This is a genomic window from Lentisphaera araneosa HTCC2155 (genome assembly GCF_000170755.1).
GTDB classification, from domain to species: Bacteria; Verrucomicrobiota; Lentisphaeria; order Lentisphaerales; family Lentisphaeraceae; genus Lentisphaera; species Lentisphaera araneosa.
The window spans coordinates 257,356-280,763 of record NZ_ABCK01000001.1; the positions used below are offsets into that span (position 1 = coordinate 257,356).

Genomic DNA, 23,408 nt, shown 5'->3' on the forward strand with positions numbered 1-23,408 from the left:
AATGCTTATACGTACTCTATTACTTTTAAATTTAAGTTTTTGTTTAACCGCAAGTTCCCTCAAAGAAGCTTTTAAAGATAAATTTCGTATCGGAAGTGCCATAAATATCCAAGAACAACTCATCCAAAATCCAGAAAAATTTGAAGCTCTTATCCAAAAAGAATTCAATAGCCTAGTTGCCGAAAATGCCATGAAGTGGGATGCTATCAATCCTCGAAAAGGCGTCTATGATTTTAAGTTCGCCGATGCCCTCGTGAATTTTGCTCACAAAAATAACATGCAAGTCGTGGGACATGTCTTGTTTTGGCATAATCAGAATCCCGATTGGTTATTTAAAGATGATCAGGGTGAAACTGTAAGCAAGGATGAATTGCTCAAACGCATGCGTTTTCATATCACCACATTACACAAGCGTTATGGCAATAAAATTCAATCATGGGACGTGGTTAATGAGGCCATTATTTTTTAAGCGTCTCAGACGAGCTCATCTTATTTTTGTGTAACTAATTTGTTATTAATCAGATAAAAATATTTTTAATGCGTCTCAGACGTATTTTTAATGCGTCTCAGACGAGCTCACCTGCGGTCTCACTCCTACCTAACCGAGGGGCTCATCATTAAACATTACGTCGCGCGCAAAAAACTTTCATGTAAATATATGCACAATTAATAAAAATTTTTGTATCAAATTTGTTAACAAAGCTCACCAATGAACTGCCTGATATTTTATAAATTACTTACAAACAGTAACTTACATATAAGGACGAGATCCTAGCTGTCAATTTGCTTATTTTTTTATAACAAAATCGAGTAAATAATGTCCATTATCAAACTTCTAACAAGTGATTTTTTAAAAAAGCAATTTCATCTTAAATCAACTTTAAAATCACCCCCAAGATCTGTAGTAGCATATTTATGCACACTCACTTTATTCTTATTGATCAGCCCTATGGTACAAGCCCAAGACAATACCTTGAGTTACGAGATCACAGGTTTAGTTGATGAAAATGCATTGGCGGGACAAGGTGGCGCCATTTTCAATACGTCTACCGACATACCTGGCTCTGGCGGTTCCGACAATACTCTCTACATGGGAAATGGTTCTTACGTAGATTTCGAACTTTCTCTAGAAAACTCTGTTGATCCATATGCACACTTGAGAGTTACTGTAGATGATATCATAGGTAGTGGGTCAGGTGGTTATGGGAATTTAATGCTTGCTCAAACGTCTAATAGCCAAGGTCTCACCGACACAGGTACACTGTCCTTCTTAATGACGGGAAATGGCTATAACTCAGCCACACTTACTTTGGATTGGTATACAGCTAATGGACTTTTTGACACACGCCTGGAAGAAGAAAGGTTTATCACTTCCTATGATATTGATTACAATCAATACAATAACTTTTTTACTGACGATTTAGCAGGTATAGGTTTATCGGAAAATACAGATTTAACTTTAGAATATGATAATGGTTTAGCCAATGTTTTTTCTGATGGTGGCTCTGCAACCATGTCTGACTCTGAACATGCGGTAGCTGTTTTGACTAATGAAATATCCTCACAAGAAATACAAGTTGGGAAAGACGGTAAGGGCAATGTACTTTTCATGTTTGAATTTAGAAACCCCTCACAAAACCTAGACGAAAACTTTTACCCCGATGACATAGAAGTCGTGGCACCTGGGGCCCCTACGCCACCAATCTTTGCTCTAATGTTATTTGCGGCTATTGTAGCTCTTAAAAATAAGTTAATGGCGAGAACCGCAAAAGCCTGATATATAAAATTCATTGCCTCTCGAATCAACTCATTGCCGCAATGGGTAACTGTGTTTTATATGACTCAACTTCTACTGCTGAATCAGCAATTAAAAATTCAAAATTTAGAATTAAAAATTAGAGCGCAGCGACCCACCCTATTCTTTCTATATAAACAAATGATAATAAGTAAGATAAAAATATTTTTTAAGCGTATTCAGATTTTACTTTTATGGATTCGCAAGCGCCATTGGTCCGAGCGTGCAAGAAATCAAAGTAAAAGGCCTAACCCTACTCCAAATAAACACGCCAAATTTAGCGTTATTCTTTTTGCATAAACTACTGTAAATTAGTTATATAAAAATATTTTTTAAGCGTCTCAGACGAGCTTACCTAGACGAGCTTACCTCTTTCGGAGATAATTAATACGCTAATTTTTATTAGTGCAAATTTACACGCCAAATTTAGCGTTATTCTTTTTGCATAAACTACTGTAAATTAGTTATATAAAAATATTTTTTAAGCGTCTCAGACGAGCTCATCATTCCAAAGCTCGCGTGCTCCAATTTGAGGCAACTGCTACGTTCATATACCATTCACGAGCACTTAATGACTCAATTTTCATTAAGATCCTGTAGTGGGTCCATCCCAATTCGAGACGCACTGCGTCTCGAATTGGAAACGTAAGATAAAACTGCCTCATCTTCCTTAAATTAGTAAGATCAAAACCCTTACCAAAACGAGTCGTCAAATCTTTAGCTAAATCCTTCAAAACAGCCTTGCCGTACTCAGCTCTGGCTTCACCACCCTGCTCATCTTCAACTATTAGTTGGCCAATCCCCCAATAAGTTAAAACCAGCTTGGAATTAACGTGCCGAAGAACTTCTTGTCGGGAAGAACTTATTAGATCACTAATGCGTTGAAAGAGATCCTCTGAAGATTTTTAGGAGGCTGATTACCCAATTCGCCTAGCCCATGGTAGTATTTTAGCTGGCATCGGATGAATAAGTTCCCATACAAAAGATATCGGTTTAGATCCTTCATGCTTTTGATATTTTAGGGGACCTAGAAAGACATAAGGAGATGTTAAACCATTAGGCAATTTATTTTTGTCTCTAACAAATAATAATGGTGTATAACCTTTTTCTTCGTGATTTATATACCTTTGCCCAGTTGCTGTTTCTACACCTGTAGCATTCTGTGATTGCCAATGAAATAATCGCTCAGTAATTGCGTAATCATCGTACATAGTCGTCGGGGAATAATCTTCCTCACTTTTATTTACATCTACAAAAAAGACATCTAATTTACGCTCAGAAACATGGCACACCCCTTCGCGTGATGAGTGTGATTTTTCAAAACTTCCCATTCCCAAAGCTAATAAAATCTGCTCTCGACTGTATGAAGCATGTAAATTAAGTAGTCCTGTCCAAGGAAATCTTTTTTTCGGGATACAAGGTATTTGTTTCTGCCTCCACTGAAATAGCTCTTTTAGATCATTTTTTAACCCTAGGTGTTTTGCAACAAAATTTTCCGCTTCTTCCAAAGTTGTAACTACTTTTTTCTGCCCCCACAAAAGCGCATGAAGCAAGGATCTAACATCTTTACCTGAATCGTGGCCATCCATAATTCTTATAAATTCATTTAATAAAAACTGATCATCAGTTAACAATAAATTCCTTAAACCTTTTGCTAATTTCTCTTCAATTTTTTTATCTATACTTGAGTGATTATTCTCAATAAGATTTAAATGAGTCGACGGTAATCCTTTTTTATAAATTTCATCCGGACTATCTAATAAAAATCTATCAATAATTTCGATTAAACTTGGACGTCGTTGCAGTTGAGTATGTAGATCTCTGAGTTCATTGATCATCCTTTTACCTCTCAACATATTTGTCGCTTCACGTATATTGTTAAGAACATGTTCCTTTGCTTGCTTTTCTAAGTGTATTAAACAACCTGAAGGCAAATAAGGCATGTCTTTAATTATTTGAGTATCAATACGTAATTCCGGTCGTGAACTAATTGATTGAAACCTTTTTGCAAAACTAAAGTTTTTATTTTGAGCTGCAATAAAATCAAGAATAGTTAATTGAGCCTTGTTGGGATGTAAACGTAAGCCTCTTCCTAATTGTTGTAAAAACACCGTTAAACTTTCAGTAGGTCTTAAAAACAAAACCGTATTAACTTCTGGTATATCCACACCTTCATTAAACAGGTCGACTGTAAATATAAAATATATATCACCTTTCAATAATTTATGCTGAACAGAATTCCTCAATTCAACTGGTGAATTTGCGCTTAGTGCAACACTAGGGATATTATTCTCGGTAAAAAAACTGGCCATAAACTCGGCATGAGCTACGCTCACACAAAAGGCTAATCCCTTAATAAGGTGCCATTCATTTAGGTAATTTTGGCACTGAGACATAACCCAAGATGCGCGACGGGTATTGTTTACAAACAATTGATTTAAATCTTTAGTTTGATAGCTCCCCGTTTGCCAAGACAGGCGAGAATAATCAATATCAGAAGAGTCAGGAACCCCATAATAATGAAATGGACACAATAATGACCGTTCTATGGCTTCAGGCAAGCGAATTTCATGAGTAAAGGCCCCATCAAAGTCATTTCGAATATCAAGCCCATCTTGTCGTTCTGGCGTTGCTGTTAGGCCCAATAAGGATTTCGTTTGTATATGATCTATCACATTTTGATACGAATTAGCAGATGCATGATGTGCCTCATCAAGTACCACATATTCAAAATGGTTACTATCGAACTTATTGAGTTTTTGACTATTCCATGATTGCACTGTACAAAATAAATATTTATCCTGAGTCGGTCTATGTTTACCAGTAAGTAAATCTCCAAAACTCCCATCCCGTAACACTTGCCTAAAGGTATTCATTGATTGTTTTAAAATTTCTTCGCGGTGAGCTATAAATAACAAACTGGGTAAAGATCCTGATTTTTTACTGTAGTTAAAATAATCAAAAGCGGCAATCATTGTTTTCCCTGTTCCTGTGGCAGCGATAACTAAATGCTTAGTTTTTCCTATATCTCTTTCGGCTTGGATATCTTCTAAAACAATTTTCTGATAATCATATGGATGTAAATCAAAAAAAGTCTCAATCCTCTTAACATCTGTAGACTGCTTTTCCGATTGAATAGCTTGTTCAAAGCGTTTAATATCACCTTTACTACATTTTGAAAATTCTGTATCATCTTCCCAATGAGATTCAAAACTTGCGAGCGTTTGTTTCCATAAGTATTCCAATTCGTACTGGCTAATTTTTGCAGTCCACTCTAAACCTTCATCTAAAGCTGCTTTGGATACGTTAGCTGATCCTATATAAGCTGAACCAAACCCTGTCTTTCTATGAAAAATGTACGCTTTAGCATGTAGTCGAGTTCTCTTAGTATCGTATGAAATACGAACTTCCGTATTTGGAAGCTCAAGCAATGCTTCTATTGCTTTAACATCTGTCGCGCCCATATAAGATGTTGTTGCTACACGAAGACGAGGTGTTCCGTCATCATTAGCCACTGAACAAAAATCTTTAAGCACATCTAATATAGGTCGTAAACCACTCCATTTAATAAATGAAACTAATAAATCTGCTCTGTCACAAGTCCTAAGTTCTTTTTTTAACTGAGATTGAAGAGATGGAGTACGGGATGACCCAGTTAAAAGTGCTGAGTTAGCTAAAGCTGTATCAGGTTTTTCAGGTACAAGTTTTAAATCCTTTTGTGAAGGCGTCAAAATGAAGTCTAGGGAGCTAGAGTCGATGATTTTTAGTGAAGAATGCGCTTTAACCTCACTCTCAAAGTTATTAACAAACGTTTCTAGTTCCTGAGACCACAACTCTGGCTTTTTTTCATTAAATAATGAAGAGAACCGTTCTGCAAAAAAACTAGCAAATTGTTCTTTAATTTGAATATAAGCTTCATCTTTACTAAGCTGGCGCCATTGTGCCTGATCTGTCAAACCTGATTTTTCAATTGCCTCTTTTAAAGCTTCTGTATGAATTAAATCATATAATCCAGGTCCCATTATTTCTGCCATAAGTCATTCTCCATTAATTTCTCCTAGTCATCATAAAACCTTCACAAATACACCAATGACCGATATTTGTTCACCCTCAGAGATTTCAATATTCTGATAATCTGGATTGAGGGCTTGGAGGCTAATAGATCCATGTTGCCAACCCTCTTCGGTTTGAGACTTTTGTGAATGATACTTTTTAACTGTTAGGCGACCACCATCGTTGGGATCGCTATCATCATGGAGGTAAAAGAGCATGATGCGATTTTGTCGTGAGCCAGCCAATGCCGATCCTTTGCGGAAAACGCAAAGTGAGTTATCGGGGATTTTGGGCTCCATGGATTTTCCCACAACGCGCAAAACAAACATATCTTGATTCATTCTTGGGATTTGGCATTTAATCCACTGTTGAACCAAATCATCTTGCTGAAACAAGTTCAAGTTCCCTGCAGTGGCCTTCAGATCATAATAAGGCAGGTAATCGACAAATTGTTGCTCTGGTTTAATCTCTTGTGAATCTAAGATGATAATGTTCTTTGCTATTACTTTTTGTCCTGTGCTTTGTTTTACAGCTGGTTGCCAACGTTCAACACCACGCTGAATCGCAGTAATCTCCACAGATTCATGGAAGAATGAAAAGAGTTTATTTTGCCAATTGGGAGTAAAGCTCTCGCCACTGACTCGTTTCATTTCATAAGCAAAGCGTTCGGGGTAATTTACTTGAGTTTGTTCCCAGTAATTGATTATGCAGTCCTTGCGAGCTACTAAGAGCTGATGACTTGGGAGCTTATCACGCTTATGGTTATTGACTTTTTCATCGCTGGGCAAAAGATTCCAAAGGTCATTATTTTTCCACAGGGCATAAGGAATAGCGTGATCCACAGCAAATTTATCTTTGAGGGTTTTTCCTGACCAAACGCATTCTTTTACATCAGATTTTTTATACAAAGAGCGTACTGCCTGGACATCTCGATCTGGATCGCAATTAACTAGAAGTAGATCAATAACTTGGCTGGGGCGTAATTGTTGATTCGAGAGCTTGGCCGTAAGTTCAGCCCAACGAAGAATTGTGGCATCTTGAATCCAAGGCCCCATGATAGTGAGTTCTCGCCAAACCTCCACAGGCATGTAGACTTGTTTATCACGGTAAGAGAAAACCGTTTGTCCCGAATTAATGCCACCAGAGTAAGTAACGGGGCCCGCCTTAATTGTGTTATTTAACTTAGAAATAAGTTTGCTGTAAACAGAGCGGACTTCTTTACTGAGTTGGCCTGATTTTCTAGAGATCAAAAAGGCATTTAATCCACCCGAAGTTCGATAGTGAGCTATAAGCTGATTAAGTAAAGCTCGAAAAGCAATAGAACGAGTTGAGTCAATTCTATCTCCGTATTTTTGAGGTATATAAATTTCACTTTCACAGATTGGCCAATAATATTCGAGCCATTTCTCAGAAATGGACTGAATAGGAAGGGATACACGTTTATCGAAATGCCACAGGACTGATTTATGTTGACTCTGAGCTATATCGGCCAAAGCTCGAAACAAGGCTAATTTATAAGTAGTATCCTTTTTATCTTTATTGAGTACCGATTCTATTTTATCAAGCCCCCTGCTCCCATCCATATTCTGTAGACGAAAAGATAAAATATGCCATTTGCGGTGATCGCGATTCAGGGAGTCGGCGTTGGTCCAGTGATTAAGGTTTTGAAAGCCAAGGCGTTCGAGAAGTAGTTTGAGTTTTTCGGGATTGAGCTGATTAAAGAGGCGCCCTTTGGAGTCGCGTTGATCAATTATGGTGGGATCTTCGTCAGGAATAGAAATTAAGAGCGAGCCATTTTCTTTGAGGATGCGACGGAGGTTAAAGCAAGCATCGAAAAATTGTTCGCTGGGAAGATGCATAAGCACGGCTGAACAAAGAAGTCCATCAAATTGATCATCGTCGAATTCAGCTAAGTTGGGAAGTGATGACAGCCTTAAATTATCTTCCAAATCGGGGATATTTTTTGCACATTGCGCAAGCATTGCAGATGAAGAATCGCAGCCAAAGGCATGACAGCCCATTTGCGCTAAACGCAAAAGGTCTCGACCTGATCCACAGCCGATATCTAGAACATAATCACCGGACTTGAAAACTTGGGGGAAGTAATCGCTCACCCCGCCTTCGCAAGTCCAATAGCTTGCGCTCACTGACTCGGCGTTAGCTTGATAAAATTCTTGTGTTGCTTGGTCCACTCATTTCCCTTTCTCTTTGACACTTTGTTTCCCTGCAAGCCCTACTCTCCCATGACTTGGGAACATTGCAATATTGCCACAAGCTATATTATACAATTTGTGTTAATTTTTCTTAATATTTCTGTACAACACAGATCATTTGTCATACAGATCCAATTCTTAAGTAAATAAGTTCAATTTTGACCGTTTTAGGGATGCGGAGCAGAGCTCCTGAGTTGACGGACTAAGTTCCTGAGTTGACGCGCTAAAGCGCTGAGTTCACGGACTGAGTCCTGAGTTGACGCGCTAAAGCGCTGAGTTCACGGACTGAGTCCTGAGTTGACGCGCTAAAGCGCTGAGTTGACGAAGCGGAGCTTCTTAGGTTACAGGCTTAAGGTCATTAACCACAGATTTAACAGATGGGGCAGATAGAGAGCAATTTTTAATTGACCTGCCAGTCGGGCGGATGAAGAACAAAAGATATCGAACCACGGAAGGCACAGAAAAACACGGAAGGAGAGCAATTTTTAATGGAAAGTCAAGATCAAGAGAAGTTTAACCACAGATTGAACAGATGGAGCAGATTTATTTCTTGGGACGGTTCCACAGTTAGACAAATCCACGATTGGACAATTTAAAACTGATGACTGCAGGGCGAAGCCCGATCTGCAGCGAATGGAATGAGCGATCTGCAGTGAGCTTGCGAACGATCTTGCAGTGGAACAGTCTTACAGCGCAGCGGTCTTCCCTGTCCGCAATTGCCGAGCTGGAGCTCAGCGGTCCCAGGTTTTAGGTGATAGATGCCGCATTGAATGCGGGGCTCCCAGCTTTTAACTGATGACTGCCCTCTTCTAATTCTCTTGTCTCTTTCAGTGCAGCGGTCTTTCAGTGAGCCTGCGAACGATCTTGCAGTGAGCAACGCGAACGATCTTGCAGTGAGCAACGCGAACGATCTTGCAGTGAGCAACGCGAACGATCTTGCAGTGAGCAACGCGAACGATCTTGCAGTGGAACAGTCTTACAGCGCAGCGGTCTTCCCTGTCCGCAATTGCCGAGCTGGAGCTCAGCGGTCCCAGGTTTTAGGTGATAGATGCCGCATTGAATGCGGGGCTCCCAGCTTTTAACTGATGACTGCCCTCTTCTAATTCTCTTGTCTCTTTCAGTGCAGCGGTCTTTCAGTGAGCCTGCGAACGATCTTGCAGTGAGCAACGCGAACGATCTTTCAGTGAGCCTGCGAACGATCTTGCAGTGGAACGGTCTATCACCTCAACTGCCTAACTTTCCTTACACTGAAGAACTCATTAAGTTTGTTTTTAGAGAGAATTCACACAGTTTTTCATAAAACTTGGAAGTCAATGAAAAGCTTTGCCACATCCTATGAAAATATCCTAGATTTAGTGGATAACTATAAGCCTGATCTATATGGTAGAACGAGGAATTATCTCAATGGTGCCGTTTCGTATTTGTCTGCTTATATCTCGCGCGGAATCATTAGTACTCGCACTGTTTATGATTCTTTGATCAAACGAGGTTATGATTTAGAAAAAATCGAGAAGTTTGTTCAAGAACTAGCTTGGCGAGATTACTGGCAGAGTCAATGGAATTATCATGGCGCTAAAATTAATCATGATCTACGGCATTCGCAAATGGCGTATAACAAGCATGGCATGCCTAGTCGATTAGTTGATGAAAAATGTAGTATACAAGTGTTTAACACTGCAATAAAACAGCTTAAGACTACTGGCTACCTCCATAACCATATGCGTATGTATTTAGCGATGAGCACCTGCAATATTGGGGGCTACCATTGGCATGACCCTGCTCGATGGATGTATTATCATTTGATTGATGGTGATTGGGCTTCAAATGCTTTGAGCTGGCAATGGGTAGCAGGTTGTCTGAATGGCAAGAAGTATATTGCTAATCAAGAGAATATAAATAAGTATTGTGGGAGCTTAGAAGAGCAAACTTTTTTGGATAAATCCTATGATGAATTATCGCAAATTTATTGCCTGGATGAATTCGATAACTCCATCAAACTCGATCTTAAATGGCAGGCACCTAATCAATTGAATCCCGAAAAACTGATATATGATGATTGTCTTATTTTCAATTACTATAACCTTGATCCCCAATGGCGAAAAGAACAAGTCGCTAATCGAATTTTACTGCTCGAAGCAGAAGTCTTTGAGAAATACCCGGTTTCTCCTCGAGTAATGAATTTCTTTTTACAACTAAGTAGAAATATTCCTGACTTAATTTTATTCACGGGAAGCTTTGCAGATTTGCGTGCTCTGTGTAAGGGAAAGCTTTATTATCGTCAACACCCCTTAAATCAATATGAGGGTATTGAGGATAGGCCCCTACGCTCTGTGATATACAAGGTGACTTTACATCATTTTTTAAGTACTGGAAGCAATGTAAAAAAGCTCTGATCAATGAAAGAGATTAATGTCGTTTGGCTGAAACGTGATTTACGTTTAAATGACCATGCTTGTTTGGCTGCTGCCGAAGCATCTGAACTCCCCTATTTGATTATGTATTGTTTTGAGCCAAGTTTGATGAATGCACCAGATGTCTCAGAGAATCATCTAAATTTTATTTACCTATCACTTATGGAGATGCAGACGAAACTTGCGCCTTTTAATCGCCCTCTATACATCCTACATGCCGATGCAACTCAAGCCTTGGGATACATCCAGAAAAAATATCAAATAAGCACTCTCTTTGCTCATCAAGAGCATGGTACGGCTCGTACGTGGAAACGCGATCGCCAGGTCATCGATTTCTGTTGGCAAGAAGAGATTGAATTACTGGAAGCCGAGCATAGTGGAATTCAAAGGGGTATACAAAATCGCGACCATTGGGATAAGGCCTGGTTTTCCTGGCATAAGACTGATATCGTACGCAACAGTTATTCTATCAGCCCTTTTAATTTTGATAAGAGTTTATTTCCCGCTGCATTACAATTTAAAAAGACTTTCAAAACCTACCCAAAACAAATGCAAGCTCCCGGTGAGAATACGGCTCACCACTACCTAAAAAGTTTTTTGGCTGAGCGTGGTAAAAATTACCATAGGTTCATTTCTAAACCAAGTGAAAGTCGTAAATCCTGTGGTCGCTTATCCCCCTACTTGGCTTGGGGAAATGTAAGTTCTCGGCAAGTTTATCAATTGGTCAAAGCATCACCAAAATACAAAGATAATAAACGGGCTTATTCGGGCCTACTAACTCGACTTAAATGGCGGAGTCACTTTATCCAAAAATTTGAAGTTGAGTGTTCGTATGAGTATCTCTGCCTTAATAAAGGCTATGAATTAATGTCTCTTGATTTTAATGCTGAATTTATTGAGGCCTGGAAAGATGGAAAGACGGGCTACCCCTTGGTAGATGCGTGTATGCGTTGTTTGCATGCCACGGGATGGATCAACTTTCGTATGCGCGCCATGCTCACAAGCTTTTTTTGTCACCACTTAGCTCAGGATTGGCGAGACGGGGTTTATCATTTAGCAAAATTATTCTTGGATTATGAACCAGGAATTCACTTCCCTCAATTTCAAATGCAGGCGGGAACTACCGGAATCAATACAGTACGTATATACAACCCAATTAAACAGTCCATGGATAATGATCCCGAGGGAGAGTTTATTCGACAGTGGATACCAGAACTCAAGGATCTTAGCAATGACGAAATTCATGAGCCATGGAAAATCGAAATTATGGAAGCTAAGATGAAGGGGTACACAAATTTACATTTATATCCTGCTCCCATTATCGACATAAAAGATACTTATAGCTTAGCTAGGGATCGTATTTGGGGCTTGCGTAGTCATGCACTCGTGAAATATGAAAAGATAAGAATTCTAAGAACTCATACTCGGTAGTCCCGAGCTTAAAGGGCGCCTGCGGCTTGGGTGGCGCTGACGCTTAGGTGGCGCTGACGCTTGGGTGGCGCTGACGCTTGGGTGGCGCTGACGCTTGGGTGGCGCTCGCTACGCTTGTTTAGGTTTTAGGTATTTAACTGATAACTGCAGGGCGAAGCCCGATCTGCAGCGAATGAAATGAGCGATCTGCAGGGCGAAGCCCGATCTGCAGCGAATGGAATGAGCGATCTGCAGTGAATGGAATGAGCGATCTGCAGGGCGAAGCCCGATCTGCAGCGAATGGAATGAGCGATCTGCAGTGAATGGAATGAGCGATCTGCAGTGAATGGAATGAGCGATCTGCAGTGAATGGAATGAGCGATCTGCAGGGCGAAGCCCGATCTGCAGCGAATTGAATGAGCGATCTGCAGGGCGAAGCCCGATCTTTCAGCTTAGCGGTCTTCAATTTATTTAAACAAATAAGAACTCATTCGTCCCGAGCCACGTTTTTCTAATAGCTCCGCAAGAAGGGCTTTCTTCAGATCGCGACTGGCACTCGCAGTGGAGAGGCTAGGAAATAGCTTCAAGTAATCAGCTCGTACAAATTCCCTTTGGTGAAAACTTTCTTTGGCAAGATTGATTCTAGAATCAAAATCATGAGCTTTCATGTCCGCTTTTGCTTCATATTCCTTGAGACTTGCTAGAATTTGTTTCAGCATAAACTCAATAAAGACAGTTGATTCACCTGCCTGATCACAAATTTTCAGGACGCGGTAATATTGCTCTTGATGACTTTTGATGAGCGATTCTACCGGGAGGTACTCAAACAGGGGAGATAATTCCATTAGCTTGAGCGTTTGCCACAAACGTCCCATGCGTCCGTTACCATCACTAAAGGGATGAATAAACTCAAGTTCATAATGAAGAACGCAGCTCTGAATGAGCGCATGATCTTCATGAGAGCGAACATAGCTAAAGAGATCATTTAATAAACCAGGTACATTTTCGGCTGGAGGGGCAATATGAACAATATCATTTCCTTTTTGGATCCCCACTCCCCCACGTCGAAATTTGCCTGCATCTGCAATGAGACTCGTCATGAGGATTTGATGTGCTTCGAGGAAGTCCTTCACTTGGGCACAATCAAAGTTATGAACTTGCTCATAAAGTTTGACTGCATTACTGACTTCCAAGATATCTTTTTGTGGCCCTAAAACCGTCTTGTCATCTATAAAGGCTGTGACCTGATCTAAGCTTAGTGTGTTGCCTTCTATGGCCAAGGTGGAGTAAATTGTTTTTATGCGATTCTGGCGGCGCAATTGTGGTGAAGTTTTTGCACTCAAGGCCATACCCTCTAAACGTCCTAAGTGATGCATGACTTCTGCAAGTAAACTCAATATCGTTGGCGTGATTTCATAAGGCGGTTTCATAAGATCACTATAAAGCATTCATCTGATAGTATCAAATGATACTATCAGGATAATTGGATGAATGAAGAACGTTCGCTGCGCACTTCGTGCTTAGGTGACAGGGATCAGGTTTCAGGTGACAGGTGACAGGTGACAGGTGGCGCCTGCGGCTTAGGTTGCGGCAACAAGTTGCCTTAGGGGGCGGAGCGGAGCTCCTTAGGTTGCGCCTGCGGCTTAGGTGGCGCTGACTTAGGTGAAGCCTTCGGCTTGGGTGGCGCTGACGCTTGGGTGGCGCTCGTTCCGAGCTTAGGTTTTAGGAATCAGGTTTCAGGGGGCGCCTGCGGCTTAGGGAGCGCCTGCGGCTTAGGGAGCGCCTGCGGCTTGGGTTGCGGCAACAAGTTGCCTTGGGTTGCGGATCGGTGCTCCTTAGCTTGCGCTCGTTCCGAGCTTAGGTTACAGGAATCAGGTGGCAAGGTTAAGGACATTAACCACGGATTTCACGGATTAACACAGATGAAAGAAGCAGGGAGCGCCGACGGCTTAGGTGGCGTTGACGCGCTAAAGCGCTGAGTTCACGAAGCGGAGCTTCTGAGTTGATGCGCTAAAGCGCTGAGTTCACGGACTGAGTCCTGAGTTGACGCGCTAAAGCGCTGAGTTGACGAAGCGGAGCTTCTGAGTTGACGCGCTAAGTTCCTGAGTTGACGCGCTAAAGCGCTGAGTTCACGGATTAACACGGATGAGGAGTAGCAATTTTTCTGATCTTTGTTAAAAGTTATAGAAAACACATCAAGATTGTTAATTGTTTGTGTTTTATAGTGTATATATTTATAGTTATGAATTTAATAAGTTGTGTTTATATGAAAATATTCTTCCTCTCTTTTTTCTTTTTTGCTTTTCAAGTTTACTCGTCCACTCCAAATGTCATTTATATTTTGGCCGATGACCTCGGTTACGGTGAACTGGGCTGTTATGGTCAAGAAAAAATTAAAACCCCCCATATTGATGCACTGGCTAAAGAAGGCATGCGTTTCACCCGACACTATTCTGGAGCCCCCGTTTGTGCCCCTTCGCGTGGAGTTCTATTGAGTGGCCAACAGCTCTCCAAAGCCTACATTCGCAATAACCGTGAGCATAAACCCGAAGGGCAGGAACCTATTCCTGAACCCGGCATGACTTTAGCTCAAATTTTTAAAGACAAGGGCTATGCCACAGGCGCTTTTGGTAAATGGGGCTTAGGTTATCCGGGCTCATCAAGTGATCCTAAGGCCTTGGGTTTTGACACTTTCTATGGCTATAACTGCCAACGCGTGGCTCACTCTTTTTATCCACCTCACATGTGGAGCAATGATAAAAATATTACTATCAACGAAAAGCCTGTACCAGGGCATTGGAGAAAAGCCGTCGGTCCCGATTTTGATTTCTCACAATTTTACGCCGAAAACTATGCTCCAGACCTCATTCTTGATGAAGCTCTCAAATTCATCAAAGATAATAAAGATAAGCCTTTCTTTGCCTACCTACCCTTTGTTGAACCTCACCTCGCCATGCACCCGCCCCATTCTTGGGTCGATAGCTACCCAAAAGAGTGGGATTCCCCAAAGGAAAGCTACAAAGCGGCATACCTTCCTCATTTACGTCCACGCGCTGGTTATGCTGCCATGATTTCTGATTTAGATGAACACGTGGGTTCAGTGATGCAATTGCTTAAAGAACTCGATCTCGTAGAAAATACGCTTGTTATTTTCACAAGTGATAATGGGGCTTCCCATTGTATTGAAGTGGATCATGAATTTTTCAATAGCACCAAAGACTTACGTGGTCTCAAAGGTTCCGTGTATGAAGGCGGTCTTCGCGTGCCAATGATTGCCCATTGGCCAGGCAAAATTAAAAAAGCTCAAGTGAGTGATCACGTTAGTGGCTTTGTAGATGTCATGGCGACTTTCTGTGACCTGCTTCAAACTGAAGCACCTCAAACGAGTGATGGAGTGAGTTTTCTTCCTACTTTAAAAGGTGAAAAACAAGAACCACAGCCAGTACTCGCTTGGGAATTCCAAGGCTATAGCGGTCAGCAAGCCATTATTCTCGATGGCCGTTGGAAAGGCGTTCGTCAGAACCTTTCACCTCGTGGAAAGAAAAAAGCTAAAAGCACTCCTAAATGGGAACTCTATGACCTCAATAAAGATCCCAATGAAAAAACTGACCTCGCAACACAAATGCCAGAAATAGTCGATCGCATTCACAAAGCCATGATGAAAAACCGTAGCCATAGCGAAACATTTAATATGCCCATGGCGGCGCAATAGATTATTCGCCCTCGTCGAGGACGGTACGCATATTGATTAAGTATTCATGAGCTCCTTCGGAGCCCAGTCTATTGAGCTTTTGGAGTTTAATGTTTTAAAAGGTGCTCTTGGGCTCTGCCCAAGACCCGCTTAAGGATACAAGCACCCTTAAGAATCCCGACGCTAGTCGCTTCGCGCCTACGCTTAAGCTTATTCATCATGAATATACTTAAATCATAACTACGATCAAAAGCTGGCAAGGTATGTGACGATAATCGAAGATGGTCAATTAGTTCATATCCTGTTCTTTTTTACTCAAACGTTTCATCATTTTGGTCATGTTTGAGTTAAGACCAATATTCTTTTGGAAGTAAGTCTCTTCATTAAAACGCAGGTTATTATGCTTAAAATAAGGGATATCAATATCCGGTGATAGATCACAATCAAACCTAGCAAGAATCGATGATTTTTGAGCACCACCGCCATCTATATTGATGTGGCAAAGTCCCCAGGTGAAGCCAGTATTTTTACCATCACCTTTAAAGGCACTTGGGCAAAAAGGACCTGGAGCCACGGGAGGTACTTGGATTAAAGATTTTATTTCAAAATCTTCACCATCCTCTGAATACTGAATGGTGTTTTTTTCTGGTCCATCAAGGGCAATCAATGCACCTACCCCATCTCCGAAAGGGAACATGCATGTCTCGTGACCTGAGTTAATGACCGGATTTTTAGGTGATGGCGTAAAAGGCCCCAAGGGATCATCTGCAAATGAAACACCTTGAACGCGAAGTACGTACTCTTTGCCTCGCTCAATAGGTGCTCCCTTGTAGTAAACGAGAATCCTACCCTTGTGAACTATCGGACAAGGATCATTAATTTTTATATTATTCCACGAGCCTTTAGGCCCAGGTAAAATCACTGGCTCGGGGTGATGTGTCCAAGGACCATTGGGGGAATCGGCATAGGCGACTCTCACAGGGCAATAAGTTTGCCCACCCACCATTGGACTATAAGCTTGGAAGTAGAGGTAATATTTACCTTTCCACATCAATATCCCAGGGGTGCAAATTGAACGAAAGCCCTGCTCTGGTTTTGGTGGACGTTTGACAGCTGGCTCTTTGTCTTCCACCCAAGTCCATCCATCTTTACTAGTTGCGTGCCAAATATCGGCCAAATCCCAATCAGTACCAGGTTTTGTATCAGTCGCCTTTTTCAAACCCTCTGGTGCTTCTTTTGTTCTACGCCCCGTATACCAAACGTGATAAGTCCCATTTACTTTGATAACTTTTGTGGGATCGCGACGGGAGATGCCTTCAGCAAGCTCCAAGCCCTTCAAGCGTGTATATTTAAAATTTGAATAGAGCTCATTATTACGATCCTCCATTGGGTTCCATTGCTCATAAAGACGTTCAACTGCCCTACTATAGCCCTGAGGTTTTTCAGTCGGGATAAGTGCTGGAAACACTTTTTCTTCAGCGTTAATCCCTGCAGATAATAATATTAAACATAATGACTTGGATAATTTTTTGAGCAATGGCCATCTCCTTATTAAGAGTTACGATAGTTTCTTCCAATATAGGAAAGCAAAGAAGTTGTTGCGAACTTCTCGTTCACTTAAAGAAGAGATGAAGCCATTAAGCTCATTTAGACAGCAAAGCCTAAATTTACTCAAAAAACATAAGCATCTATTCTTGTCGACCGATTCGTGTCACTCTAATTTAGAACGATTTTATTACTCTTATATATAAACACTACTCACACGCCACTTATTTCGTGTGATCCCATTTGGTTCCTGTTTCATCTCCTGTATCCCAAGGATTGCGCAAACCATTATAAGTTTGAGCAAAGCTCAAAGTCTTCACAGAACTATCCACCATAAGGTAATTCAACTTATATCCTTGGTGATTCCAATAATTAGAATCATCAATCACATCTTTTAAATCTTCTGCACGAATAGCCACTCTTGCCCAAGCCCCTTTGGTGTTTTCTGTATGATGATAATCAAACAGTGCAATCGTATCTGAACTCTGACCAACGTTCTCCAATGGAACCGACCAGCCCGAACCACTCGTTAAACCCAATTTATTGTTGGGCAACACTTTGATTCCTTGATTAAGACTATAGGAACGGTTTGTACGATTTGCATTGGAGCTTTGATTATCATTTAAAGGACACTCATAGAGTGCGAACTCACCAATTGCAGCACCATTAACCTCATCTTCAGTCAATTGGCGTCCATCATAATCACTTCCCAATCTATCGTCCCATGCGTTTGGATCATTAGACGCGATAAAATACATGTCATTATCACTGGAATACATAAATAACAAAGAGCCCAATTGGCGTTGATTACTCTTGCAAACTGAGCTTTGTGAAGTTTTTCTTGCTTTACTGAGCGCGGGTAAAATAAAACTCGCGAGGATACCGATAATAGCTATCACCACAAGTAACTCAATCAGTGAAAAAGATTTCGTTTTTCTATTCATAATTTATCCTCTATTTAATTTATATAATAGATGACTCAAGCACAAGTAAGTTTTTCTCAGCATAAAAGAAAAAAAATTATTCTTTCCATCGATCACTGCGAAATAAACTCACTGGCAATGAAGATACCCCAGCTAGGTTGAGTGGAAAATCTGCCGATTTGTTCGTCCAGCCATAGCGAATTGCCACGGCTTTATCTATTTCATCCGCACGAACAATTAGAACTTTCCCCTTAATTTCACCTTTTGCATGATAAAAAATTTGATTTTCACTCGCTAATTCTAAGCCCTTTAATTCTTCGCCTTTTTGTATTTTGAGCTCTTGGTCAAACTCGATAATAGCCTTTTTTCCCTGAAAGTTAATCTTCATAACTCGGGGACCCGTACAAAGCACTTCTTTCTTGCCGTAAGTTCTATTTAAAGCCAGCAAAGCCAAACGCTTACCCACATCATGTTTGTTTTTGGGATGTAGATTTTTCCAATCACCCACATCATTAATCACTGCAACACCTAAGTTTTTCAATTCATCCTGCATCAAGTATTGACTTTCGCGAAGTTGATTAGAAGTAAAAAGCATTTTCCCATAATCAAAGGGGGCAATCTGCACGTAATAAAAAGGAAAATCTCCCTGGCCCCACTGATCGCGCCATTCACTTATCAATCTCTTCAAAAGGTCTTTGTATTGACTGCCCTGACGACGATTAGCTTCCCCTTGATACCAAAGTACTCCTTTGATTTTAAAGCCGATTAGTGGCTTCAACATCGTGTTATACAGAGCTGCAATCGAACGATTGGCTGTGAACCTTTCCCCCGCTTTAATATTATTTAAAAAATTCCTCATAAGTTTTTCAGTCTGAGCTTCTTTCAGCAACTCATTCTCACTCATCCAGCATTCAATGCGACTCCCTCCTACGGCACAATGTATCAAGCCTATGGGAACATCTATATCCTGCTGTAGACGCAAAGCAAAGTTTAAACCAACCCCACTAAAAGCGACACTATTTTTCGGTGTACATGGCGACCATGACATCCCGACTTTGACATCCCTATTTAAATCAGCTTTCGATACCGACATAAGTTCAGCACTTTCTTTCACCATGAAGAGTCGTATTTTATTCTCCATGCCTTGTACGTTTTTGGCGTAGGCGCCCGCACGCCAGGCCATATTGGACTGACCGCTACACAACCAAACATCCCCAACCATCACATCTTTCAAATGAACTTTTTTGCTGTCCGTTGCTAGCTTTAATTCAAAAGGGCCACCGGCTAAACCTGGTTCAAACAATATTTTCCACAAACCATTTACGGATTTTGTCGTGAAATTTTTCCCTCTAAACTGAAGCTTCACTAATTCGCCTTCTGCGGCTTTACCCCAAATAATCGTTGACTCTCCCCTCTGCAGTACCATGTGATCTGAAAAAACTTTGCTAAGACTTAATGTTCCTGCAAAAATTGAGTTCACTGCTACGAGCCCTAATAAAATAATTTTTTTCATTTTTTCTCCAAGTTAAGCTTTCCCCATATGACTCAAGCATCCTCGATTTTTCTCAGCATGATAAAATTTAATCTCAGTTAGATTTCATTTATTTGCTTTGTTGTTCTTCTTAAGCTTTCTTAAAATAAACATGTGAGATCATAAATGGACCCCTATGCAACAAGACGGACACTGATACTCCGAGTCAAAGATCAGTACGACGAAAAGGCCTGGGAGGAATTTGCCGAAATATATAGTCGTTACATCTATGCCATTATTCGCAACATGAATATTTCCGCTAATCATGCTGACGATATTCTGCAGCAAGTTATGATGAAACTTTGGAAGCGTCTTCCCCACATGGATACAGATGAAATTCGCCGCTTCCGAAACTATTTAAGTAAGTGTACAAAAAACTGTGTTTTGACTTTTATTGAAAAACGCAAAGGTATTTTAGAGCGAGAATCAAAAGCATGCACAGATGCCAGCGTAAGCTATCTCAACAATATTAAACTCAATGATATTGAAGAAATCTCCCAAAGAGAATGGCAAATCCATATCACTCATCTGGCTTTTGAAGAATTGGAAAAAAACTATCCAAAAGAATCGATTGATGTTTTACGCTTGGCTTTAGAAGGTTTTAATGTAGATGAAATCACCGAAAGATTAGACCTCGACCTGAAGAAGGTTTATAATCTTCGTTTTAGGATGAAAGAACGCTTTGCTAATGAAGTAAATAAATTACGCTGTGAACTTGAGTGATTAAGGCAAGTAGTCAAAGCTATTTAATTTGCCCATAATAGGCTGTCCAAATTCATTGTGAGAATCGACTCGCCAGTAATAAGTTCCTGGTGACTCTAAGTTAAAAAAATAAAAGTTATTTTCACTATCAGAAATCAAATCTTCCTGGCGAAGGGCTTTATCCTGTGAAATATAAATTCTGTAGCGCATCGTCTTATTGCGCGGAACCCAAGATATTCGCAACTTCGATTTATTCACTTTTATGCCATTCTGAGGATATTTAAAAAGTAGCTCCGAGCCTTTGCGACGAATAAACTTCACCTTTGGACAAAGAGCTCTTATCTCTTCATCACTTAAGGGTAAATCATGGTACACAAGTTCACAAAACAAACGAGGGATTATGGCTCTAATCGTATGTGGGCTAGCTCTTTTCATCATATTAATATTGATGATTTTTACCGATAAACCTGTGTATGCATCTAATTGGTTATCATCTATTTCACCAAAGTCAAAATAATCGAGATCAAGATTATAGAGTAGATTTAAACGGCGGTCATAAACAGGTATGGGTAAGAGAAAGCTCTTAAATACTTTATTCGTCTGATTCATACCAAATTGCTGTTTTCCATAAACAAAATATTTAAATTCTTCTCTGGGAAAGTCTTTGTAACGCATGCCATTTAGGTGCAATAAGGGGTAGTAAGTCATATTCATTAACTCTTCTCGACTGAGTTTGCGATTGCGCTTTATGTAATAATAAAAAGCATAATAACCCAAGACTCTTTCATGACCTGGGATTTGACTCAAAAACTTAGTAAATTGCTCTGCAGTTAATTTAACTTTATTGCCCTTCTTTATCTTTAACCAATTACGATTAATTGCTTCCGCTTTCAAATAAGGCTGAGTAACTTCTATTTGAGAAAAACATTGCTCGGCTTCATAAAAGTTGAGAAGAACAAAGTGCAGTAAGCCCTTGTATTCTAAAAACTCACGTCTTAATTCAAGTGATATTTCTCCCTGTAACTCTTTTTCGATGCGCTCAATTCTTTCCGTCGCATCCAAATAGTTTCTATTTTTATTCCACGTTAAAACTTGTTCTTGCAAATTAATCGAGAGCATTTCGCGTTCGCGCATTTCGTGTTTATAAAGTGCTAAATTCTGCTCAGCATTTTTCCTCGCGACTTGAGCTTGCTCCTCAGCTTCCAACGCTTTATTTCTTGCCTCAACAGCCTCTAATCTAGACTCGTCCGCCAAGCTCTTTTGCCGTTCTTTTTCACGAAATGCCGAGAACAACAAAGCCGCTGAAAATACACTGACCAAACTAATACTTGTTACAACTCTCGTATTTCTCTTAACGAGGAGCGTTAACTCTTTTATAAAACCCGCATTTTCAGCTTTAGTAGTAAAGCCTGATAGATAACGGCTCACTTCATCACGTAAATTTAAAACTGATTGATAGCGTTTTTCAACATCCAAGTCGAGTGCTTTGTGACAAACGGCTTCTAGACTCAATGGAATCTGCACTTGCGGGGCTCGCAAGCTGGCGGCTTGAATTGGTTCTTCACAAACTTTTTCGCGAAGTTCATTAATATCACTCACTTCAACTGTTCTCTGGTAAGTCAACATTGAATAAAGCAAGGCACCTAATGAGTATATATCTGCCGTCACCTGCGTTCGTTCGCCCTTGATTTGCTCGGGCGCCATATAAGCTGGTGTCCCTTTTATTTGAGCTTTTTGCGTTATATCATTGAGCAGTTCAGAATCCATCTTGACTTCAAAACCAAGTTCTTCTTCTGGCTGATTAGTGCTCATCACTTGAGCTAAGCCCCAATCACAGAGTAAAACCTGACCATAATCCCCTACTTTAATATTGGCTGGTTTTACATCCAAGTGAAGTACAGAACGCGAATGAGCATAAGCAAGAGCATCACAAACCTTGATAAAGATCTGTAACAAATGATTGAGTGGGTAAAGTTCTTTGTATTTCAACTCATTATTGCGCAGTCCGCAAATTATATCTTCTAAACTATCTCCTTCAGCGTATTCCATCGTAAAATAGGGTTGACCACATTCATCTAAATCGACGTCATACACGGTCATAATATTGGGGTGCTGCAATTGGGAAGTTATACGTGCTTCTCGCAAAAACGATTCTTTATCCGCTTCGTTTTGGATTTCTAAGCTCTTGGCCAAGGCGACTTTGCGATCTCCGCAAACATCCTTTACAGCAAAGATTTTTTTCTCTCCACCCGAATCAATAAAGACTTGCTCTGTATAACGCTGCTTTTTTACGAGTAAACTTTCGTAGATCGGATAAACCTTCTCAACTCCTCTTTCTTCAGCATAAAATTCTCCAAAAGATTTATTTCTCTTTTGAAAATCGTCTTCAAAGTTATTTCTCTTCGATTTTTTATTCACGTTATCACCAAGTTTACCTATGATAACTAATACATAATCGTTTTAGCTCATTCAACAAAATACTTAAAAGAATGTTTTATTTATTGAGAAATTGTATACTTCACTCGAGTCTTAATCCTTTAAACAAGCAAAGGATAAGCATGATCAAATATTTTCTAACTCTCATTTTCATTAGCCTCATCACCCTTCAAGGCCAAGAGCTCTTAAAAGACGCCAGTTTCAAAAAGGCGGATAAATACTGGTTTATGAAAAAGACTAATGAATACAAACAGGTGAAGGAGTCCTTTAAAAAAGGCATTTTTAGTACCGAAACAAAACACAGTTCCGAAGCGCCCTATTATTTTTTATTAAGTCAAACAAAACTAAGTGTCGGAAAATACTACCGTTTCACCTTTTCTATTAAAGCAAAAGGCGAAGGTGATCTAAGCGTTTGCTACAGGAACATCAATGATGTATTTAATAAAAAGCCCGGAAAGAAGGGACGTAAGCTAGCCATAATGGGACTTAAACAAACCTTTTCCCCAGATAATACTTGGCAGACTTACGAATGCTATTTCCAAGCTCAAGAAAACCCCACGAGTGGATACATTGATTGCCTGTGCTTAATGATGGGGGCCTACACAGGAGACATTCAATTTAAAGACCTCTCCTTAGAAGAAGCTCAAAATCCGCCCGAAATCAAAAACGTGAAATTTGGCCTCATTCAGAAAAAGTAA

At 40.3% G+C, this 23,408-nt stretch carries 16 protein-coding genes; 7 read left to right on the forward strand and 9 right to left on the reverse strand.

Annotated features, from left to right (window positions below):
* Position 1 precedes the first annotated feature (1 nt).
* Both LNTAR_RS00905 and LNTAR_RS00910 read left to right on the forward strand, forming a co-directional pair.
* Entirely contained in the window at positions 2-469 is a 468-nt protein-coding gene (locus tag LNTAR_RS00905) for an endo-1,4-beta-xylanase (RefSeq protein ID WP_007276722.1), read from the forward strand.
* 480 nt (positions 470-949) lie between these two features.
* The gene (locus LNTAR_RS00910) at positions 950-1,777 is read left to right on the forward strand and encodes a PGAP-CTERM sorting domain-containing protein (RefSeq protein ID WP_238527697.1); all 828 of its coding nucleotides are present in this window, start codon (positions 950-952) and stop codon (positions 1,775-1,777) included.
* A gap of 521 nt (positions 1,778-2,298) precedes the next feature.
* On the opposite strand, the gene LNTAR_RS28395 is transcribed toward LNTAR_RS00910, so the two are convergent.
* The 4 genes from LNTAR_RS28395 to LNTAR_RS26980 all read right to left on the reverse strand — a co-directional run bounded on the left by LNTAR_RS28395 (position 2,299) and on the right by LNTAR_RS26980 (position 9,228).
* Positions 2,299-2,673, reverse strand: coding sequence for a DUF1016 N-terminal domain-containing protein (locus LNTAR_RS28395; RefSeq protein ID WP_052607280.1), 375 nt, complete (start codon positions 2,671-2,673; stop codon positions 2,299-2,301).
* A 39-nt stretch (positions 2,674-2,712) separates the two neighbouring features.
* Positions 2,713-5,829, reverse strand: a complete 3,117-nt coding sequence (locus tag LNTAR_RS00925) for a DUF3427 domain-containing protein (RefSeq protein WP_007276726.1) — start codon at positions 5,827-5,829, stop codon at positions 2,713-2,715.
* A 30-nt stretch (positions 5,830-5,859) separates the two neighbouring features.
* Positions 5,860-8,040, reverse strand: coding sequence for a methyltransferase domain-containing protein (locus LNTAR_RS00930; RefSeq protein WP_007276727.1), 2,181 nt, complete (start codon positions 8,038-8,040; stop codon positions 5,860-5,862).
* A gap of 864 nt (positions 8,041-8,904) precedes the next feature.
* Complete coding sequence (locus tag LNTAR_RS26980; RefSeq protein WP_157473113.1) at positions 8,905-9,228, reverse strand: hypothetical protein; 324 nt, start codon at positions 9,226-9,228, stop codon at positions 8,905-8,907.
* Positions 9,229-9,374: 146 nt separating this feature from the next.
* On the opposite strand from LNTAR_RS26980, the gene LNTAR_RS00940 reads away from it, so the two are divergent.
* Together LNTAR_RS00940 and LNTAR_RS00945 are read left to right on the forward strand one after the other, a co-directional pair.
* The gene (locus tag LNTAR_RS00940; protein WP_007276729.1) at positions 9,375-10,454 is read left to right on the forward strand and encodes an FAD-binding domain-containing protein; all 1,080 of its coding nucleotides are present in this window, start codon (positions 9,375-9,377) and stop codon (positions 10,452-10,454) included.
* A gap of 3 nt (positions 10,455-10,457) precedes the next feature.
* Positions 10,458-11,903 carry a cryptochrome/deoxyribodipyrimidine photo-lyase family protein gene (locus tag LNTAR_RS00945; RefSeq protein ID WP_007276730.1) on the forward strand — a complete coding sequence of 482 codons (1,446 nt, stop codon included), beginning with the start codon at positions 10,458-10,460 and terminating at the stop codon, positions 11,901-11,903.
* 446 nt (positions 11,904-12,349) lie between these two features.
* Here the strand turns inward: LNTAR_RS00945 and LNTAR_RS00950 are convergent, their stop codons facing one another.
* Positions 12,350-13,312, reverse strand: coding sequence for a Fic family protein (locus LNTAR_RS00950; protein WP_052607281.1), 963 nt, complete (start codon positions 13,310-13,312; stop codon positions 12,350-12,352).
* Between the two features lie 836 nt (positions 13,313-14,148).
* On the opposite strand from LNTAR_RS00950, the gene LNTAR_RS00960 reads away from it, so the two are divergent.
* Positions 14,149-15,594 (forward strand): arylsulfatase, encoded by a 1,446-nt coding sequence (locus LNTAR_RS00960; RefSeq protein WP_007276733.1) that lies wholly within the window; start codon positions 14,149-14,151, stop codon positions 15,592-15,594.
* A gap of 268 nt (positions 15,595-15,862) precedes the next feature.
* On the opposite strand, the gene LNTAR_RS00965 is transcribed toward LNTAR_RS00960, so the two are convergent.
* From LNTAR_RS00965 to LNTAR_RS00975, 3 genes are all read right to left on the reverse strand, one after another.
* Complete coding sequence (locus tag LNTAR_RS00965) at positions 15,863-17,110, reverse strand: glycoside hydrolase family 117 protein (RefSeq protein ID WP_007276734.1); 1,248 nt, start codon at positions 17,108-17,110, stop codon at positions 15,863-15,865.
* Positions 17,111-17,342: 232 nt separating this feature from the next.
* A complete protein-coding gene (locus tag LNTAR_RS24820; RefSeq protein WP_007276735.1) occupies positions 17,343-18,062 on the reverse strand; it encodes a type II secretion system protein in 720 nt (239 codons plus the stop codon).
* Positions 18,063-18,138: 76 nt separating this feature from the next.
* Positions 18,139-19,554: a sialate O-acetylesterase gene (locus LNTAR_RS00975; protein WP_007276736.1), complete on the reverse strand. Its 1,416-nt coding sequence runs from the start codon at positions 19,552-19,554 to the stop codon at positions 18,139-18,141.
* A 144-nt stretch (positions 19,555-19,698) separates the two neighbouring features.
* Here LNTAR_RS00975 and LNTAR_RS00980 point away from each other — a divergent pair, with 144 nt between their 5' ends.
* Positions 19,699-20,295 (forward strand): RNA polymerase sigma factor, encoded by a 597-nt coding sequence (locus tag LNTAR_RS00980; RefSeq protein WP_007276737.1) that lies wholly within the window; start codon positions 19,699-19,701, stop codon positions 20,293-20,295.
* Here LNTAR_RS00980 and LNTAR_RS00985 read toward each other — a convergent pair whose 3' ends face one another.
* Entirely contained in the window at positions 20,296-22,692 is a 2,397-nt protein-coding gene (locus tag LNTAR_RS00985) for a serine/threonine-protein kinase (protein WP_007276738.1), read from the reverse strand.
* A gap of 140 nt (positions 22,693-22,832) precedes the next feature.
* Between LNTAR_RS00985 and LNTAR_RS00990 the strand changes: the two genes are divergently transcribed.
* On the forward strand, positions 22,833-23,408 hold the full coding sequence (locus LNTAR_RS00990) for a hypothetical protein (protein ID WP_007276739.1): 576 nt from the start codon (positions 22,833-22,835) through the stop codon (positions 23,406-23,408).

What these genes read in the sequence shown, in the direction of transcription:
- LNTAR_RS00905 (WP_007276722.1), top strand. Translation starts at nt 2, where the DNA reads ATGCTTATACGTACTCTATTACTTTTAAATTTAAGTTTTTGTTTAACC.
- LNTAR_RS00910 (WP_238527697.1), top strand. Translation starts at nt 950, where the DNA reads ATGGTACAAGCCCAAGACAATACCTTGAGTTACGAGATCACAGGTTTA.
- LNTAR_RS00925 (WP_007276726.1), bottom strand. Translation starts at nt 5,829, where the DNA reads ATGGCAGAAATAATGGGACCTGGATTATATGATTTAATTCATACAGAA.
- LNTAR_RS00940 (WP_007276729.1), top strand. Translation starts at nt 9,375, where the DNA reads ATGAAAAGCTTTGCCACATCCTATGAAAATATCCTAGATTTAGTGGAT.
- LNTAR_RS00945 (WP_007276730.1), top strand. Translation starts at nt 10,458, where the DNA reads ATGAAAGAGATTAATGTCGTTTGGCTGAAACGTGATTTACGTTTAAAT.
- LNTAR_RS00950 (WP_052607281.1), bottom strand. Translation starts at nt 13,312, where the DNA reads ATGAAACCGCCTTATGAAATCACGCCAACGATATTGAGTTTACTTGCA.
- LNTAR_RS00960 (WP_007276733.1), top strand. Translation starts at nt 14,149, where the DNA reads ATGAAAATATTCTTCCTCTCTTTTTTCTTTTTTGCTTTTCAAGTTTAC.
- LNTAR_RS24820 (WP_007276735.1), bottom strand. Translation starts at nt 18,062, where the DNA reads ATGAATAGAAAAACGAAATCTTTTTCACTGATTGAGTTACTTGTGGTG.
- LNTAR_RS00975 (WP_007276736.1), bottom strand. Translation starts at nt 19,554, where the DNA reads ATGAAAAAAATTATTTTATTAGGGCTCGTAGCAGTGAACTCAATTTTT.
- LNTAR_RS00980 (WP_007276737.1), top strand. Translation starts at nt 19,699, where the DNA reads ATGGACCCCTATGCAACAAGACGGACACTGATACTCCGAGTCAAAGAT.
- LNTAR_RS00990 (WP_007276739.1), top strand. Translation starts at nt 22,833, where the DNA reads ATGATCAAATATTTTCTAACTCTCATTTTCATTAGCCTCATCACCCTT.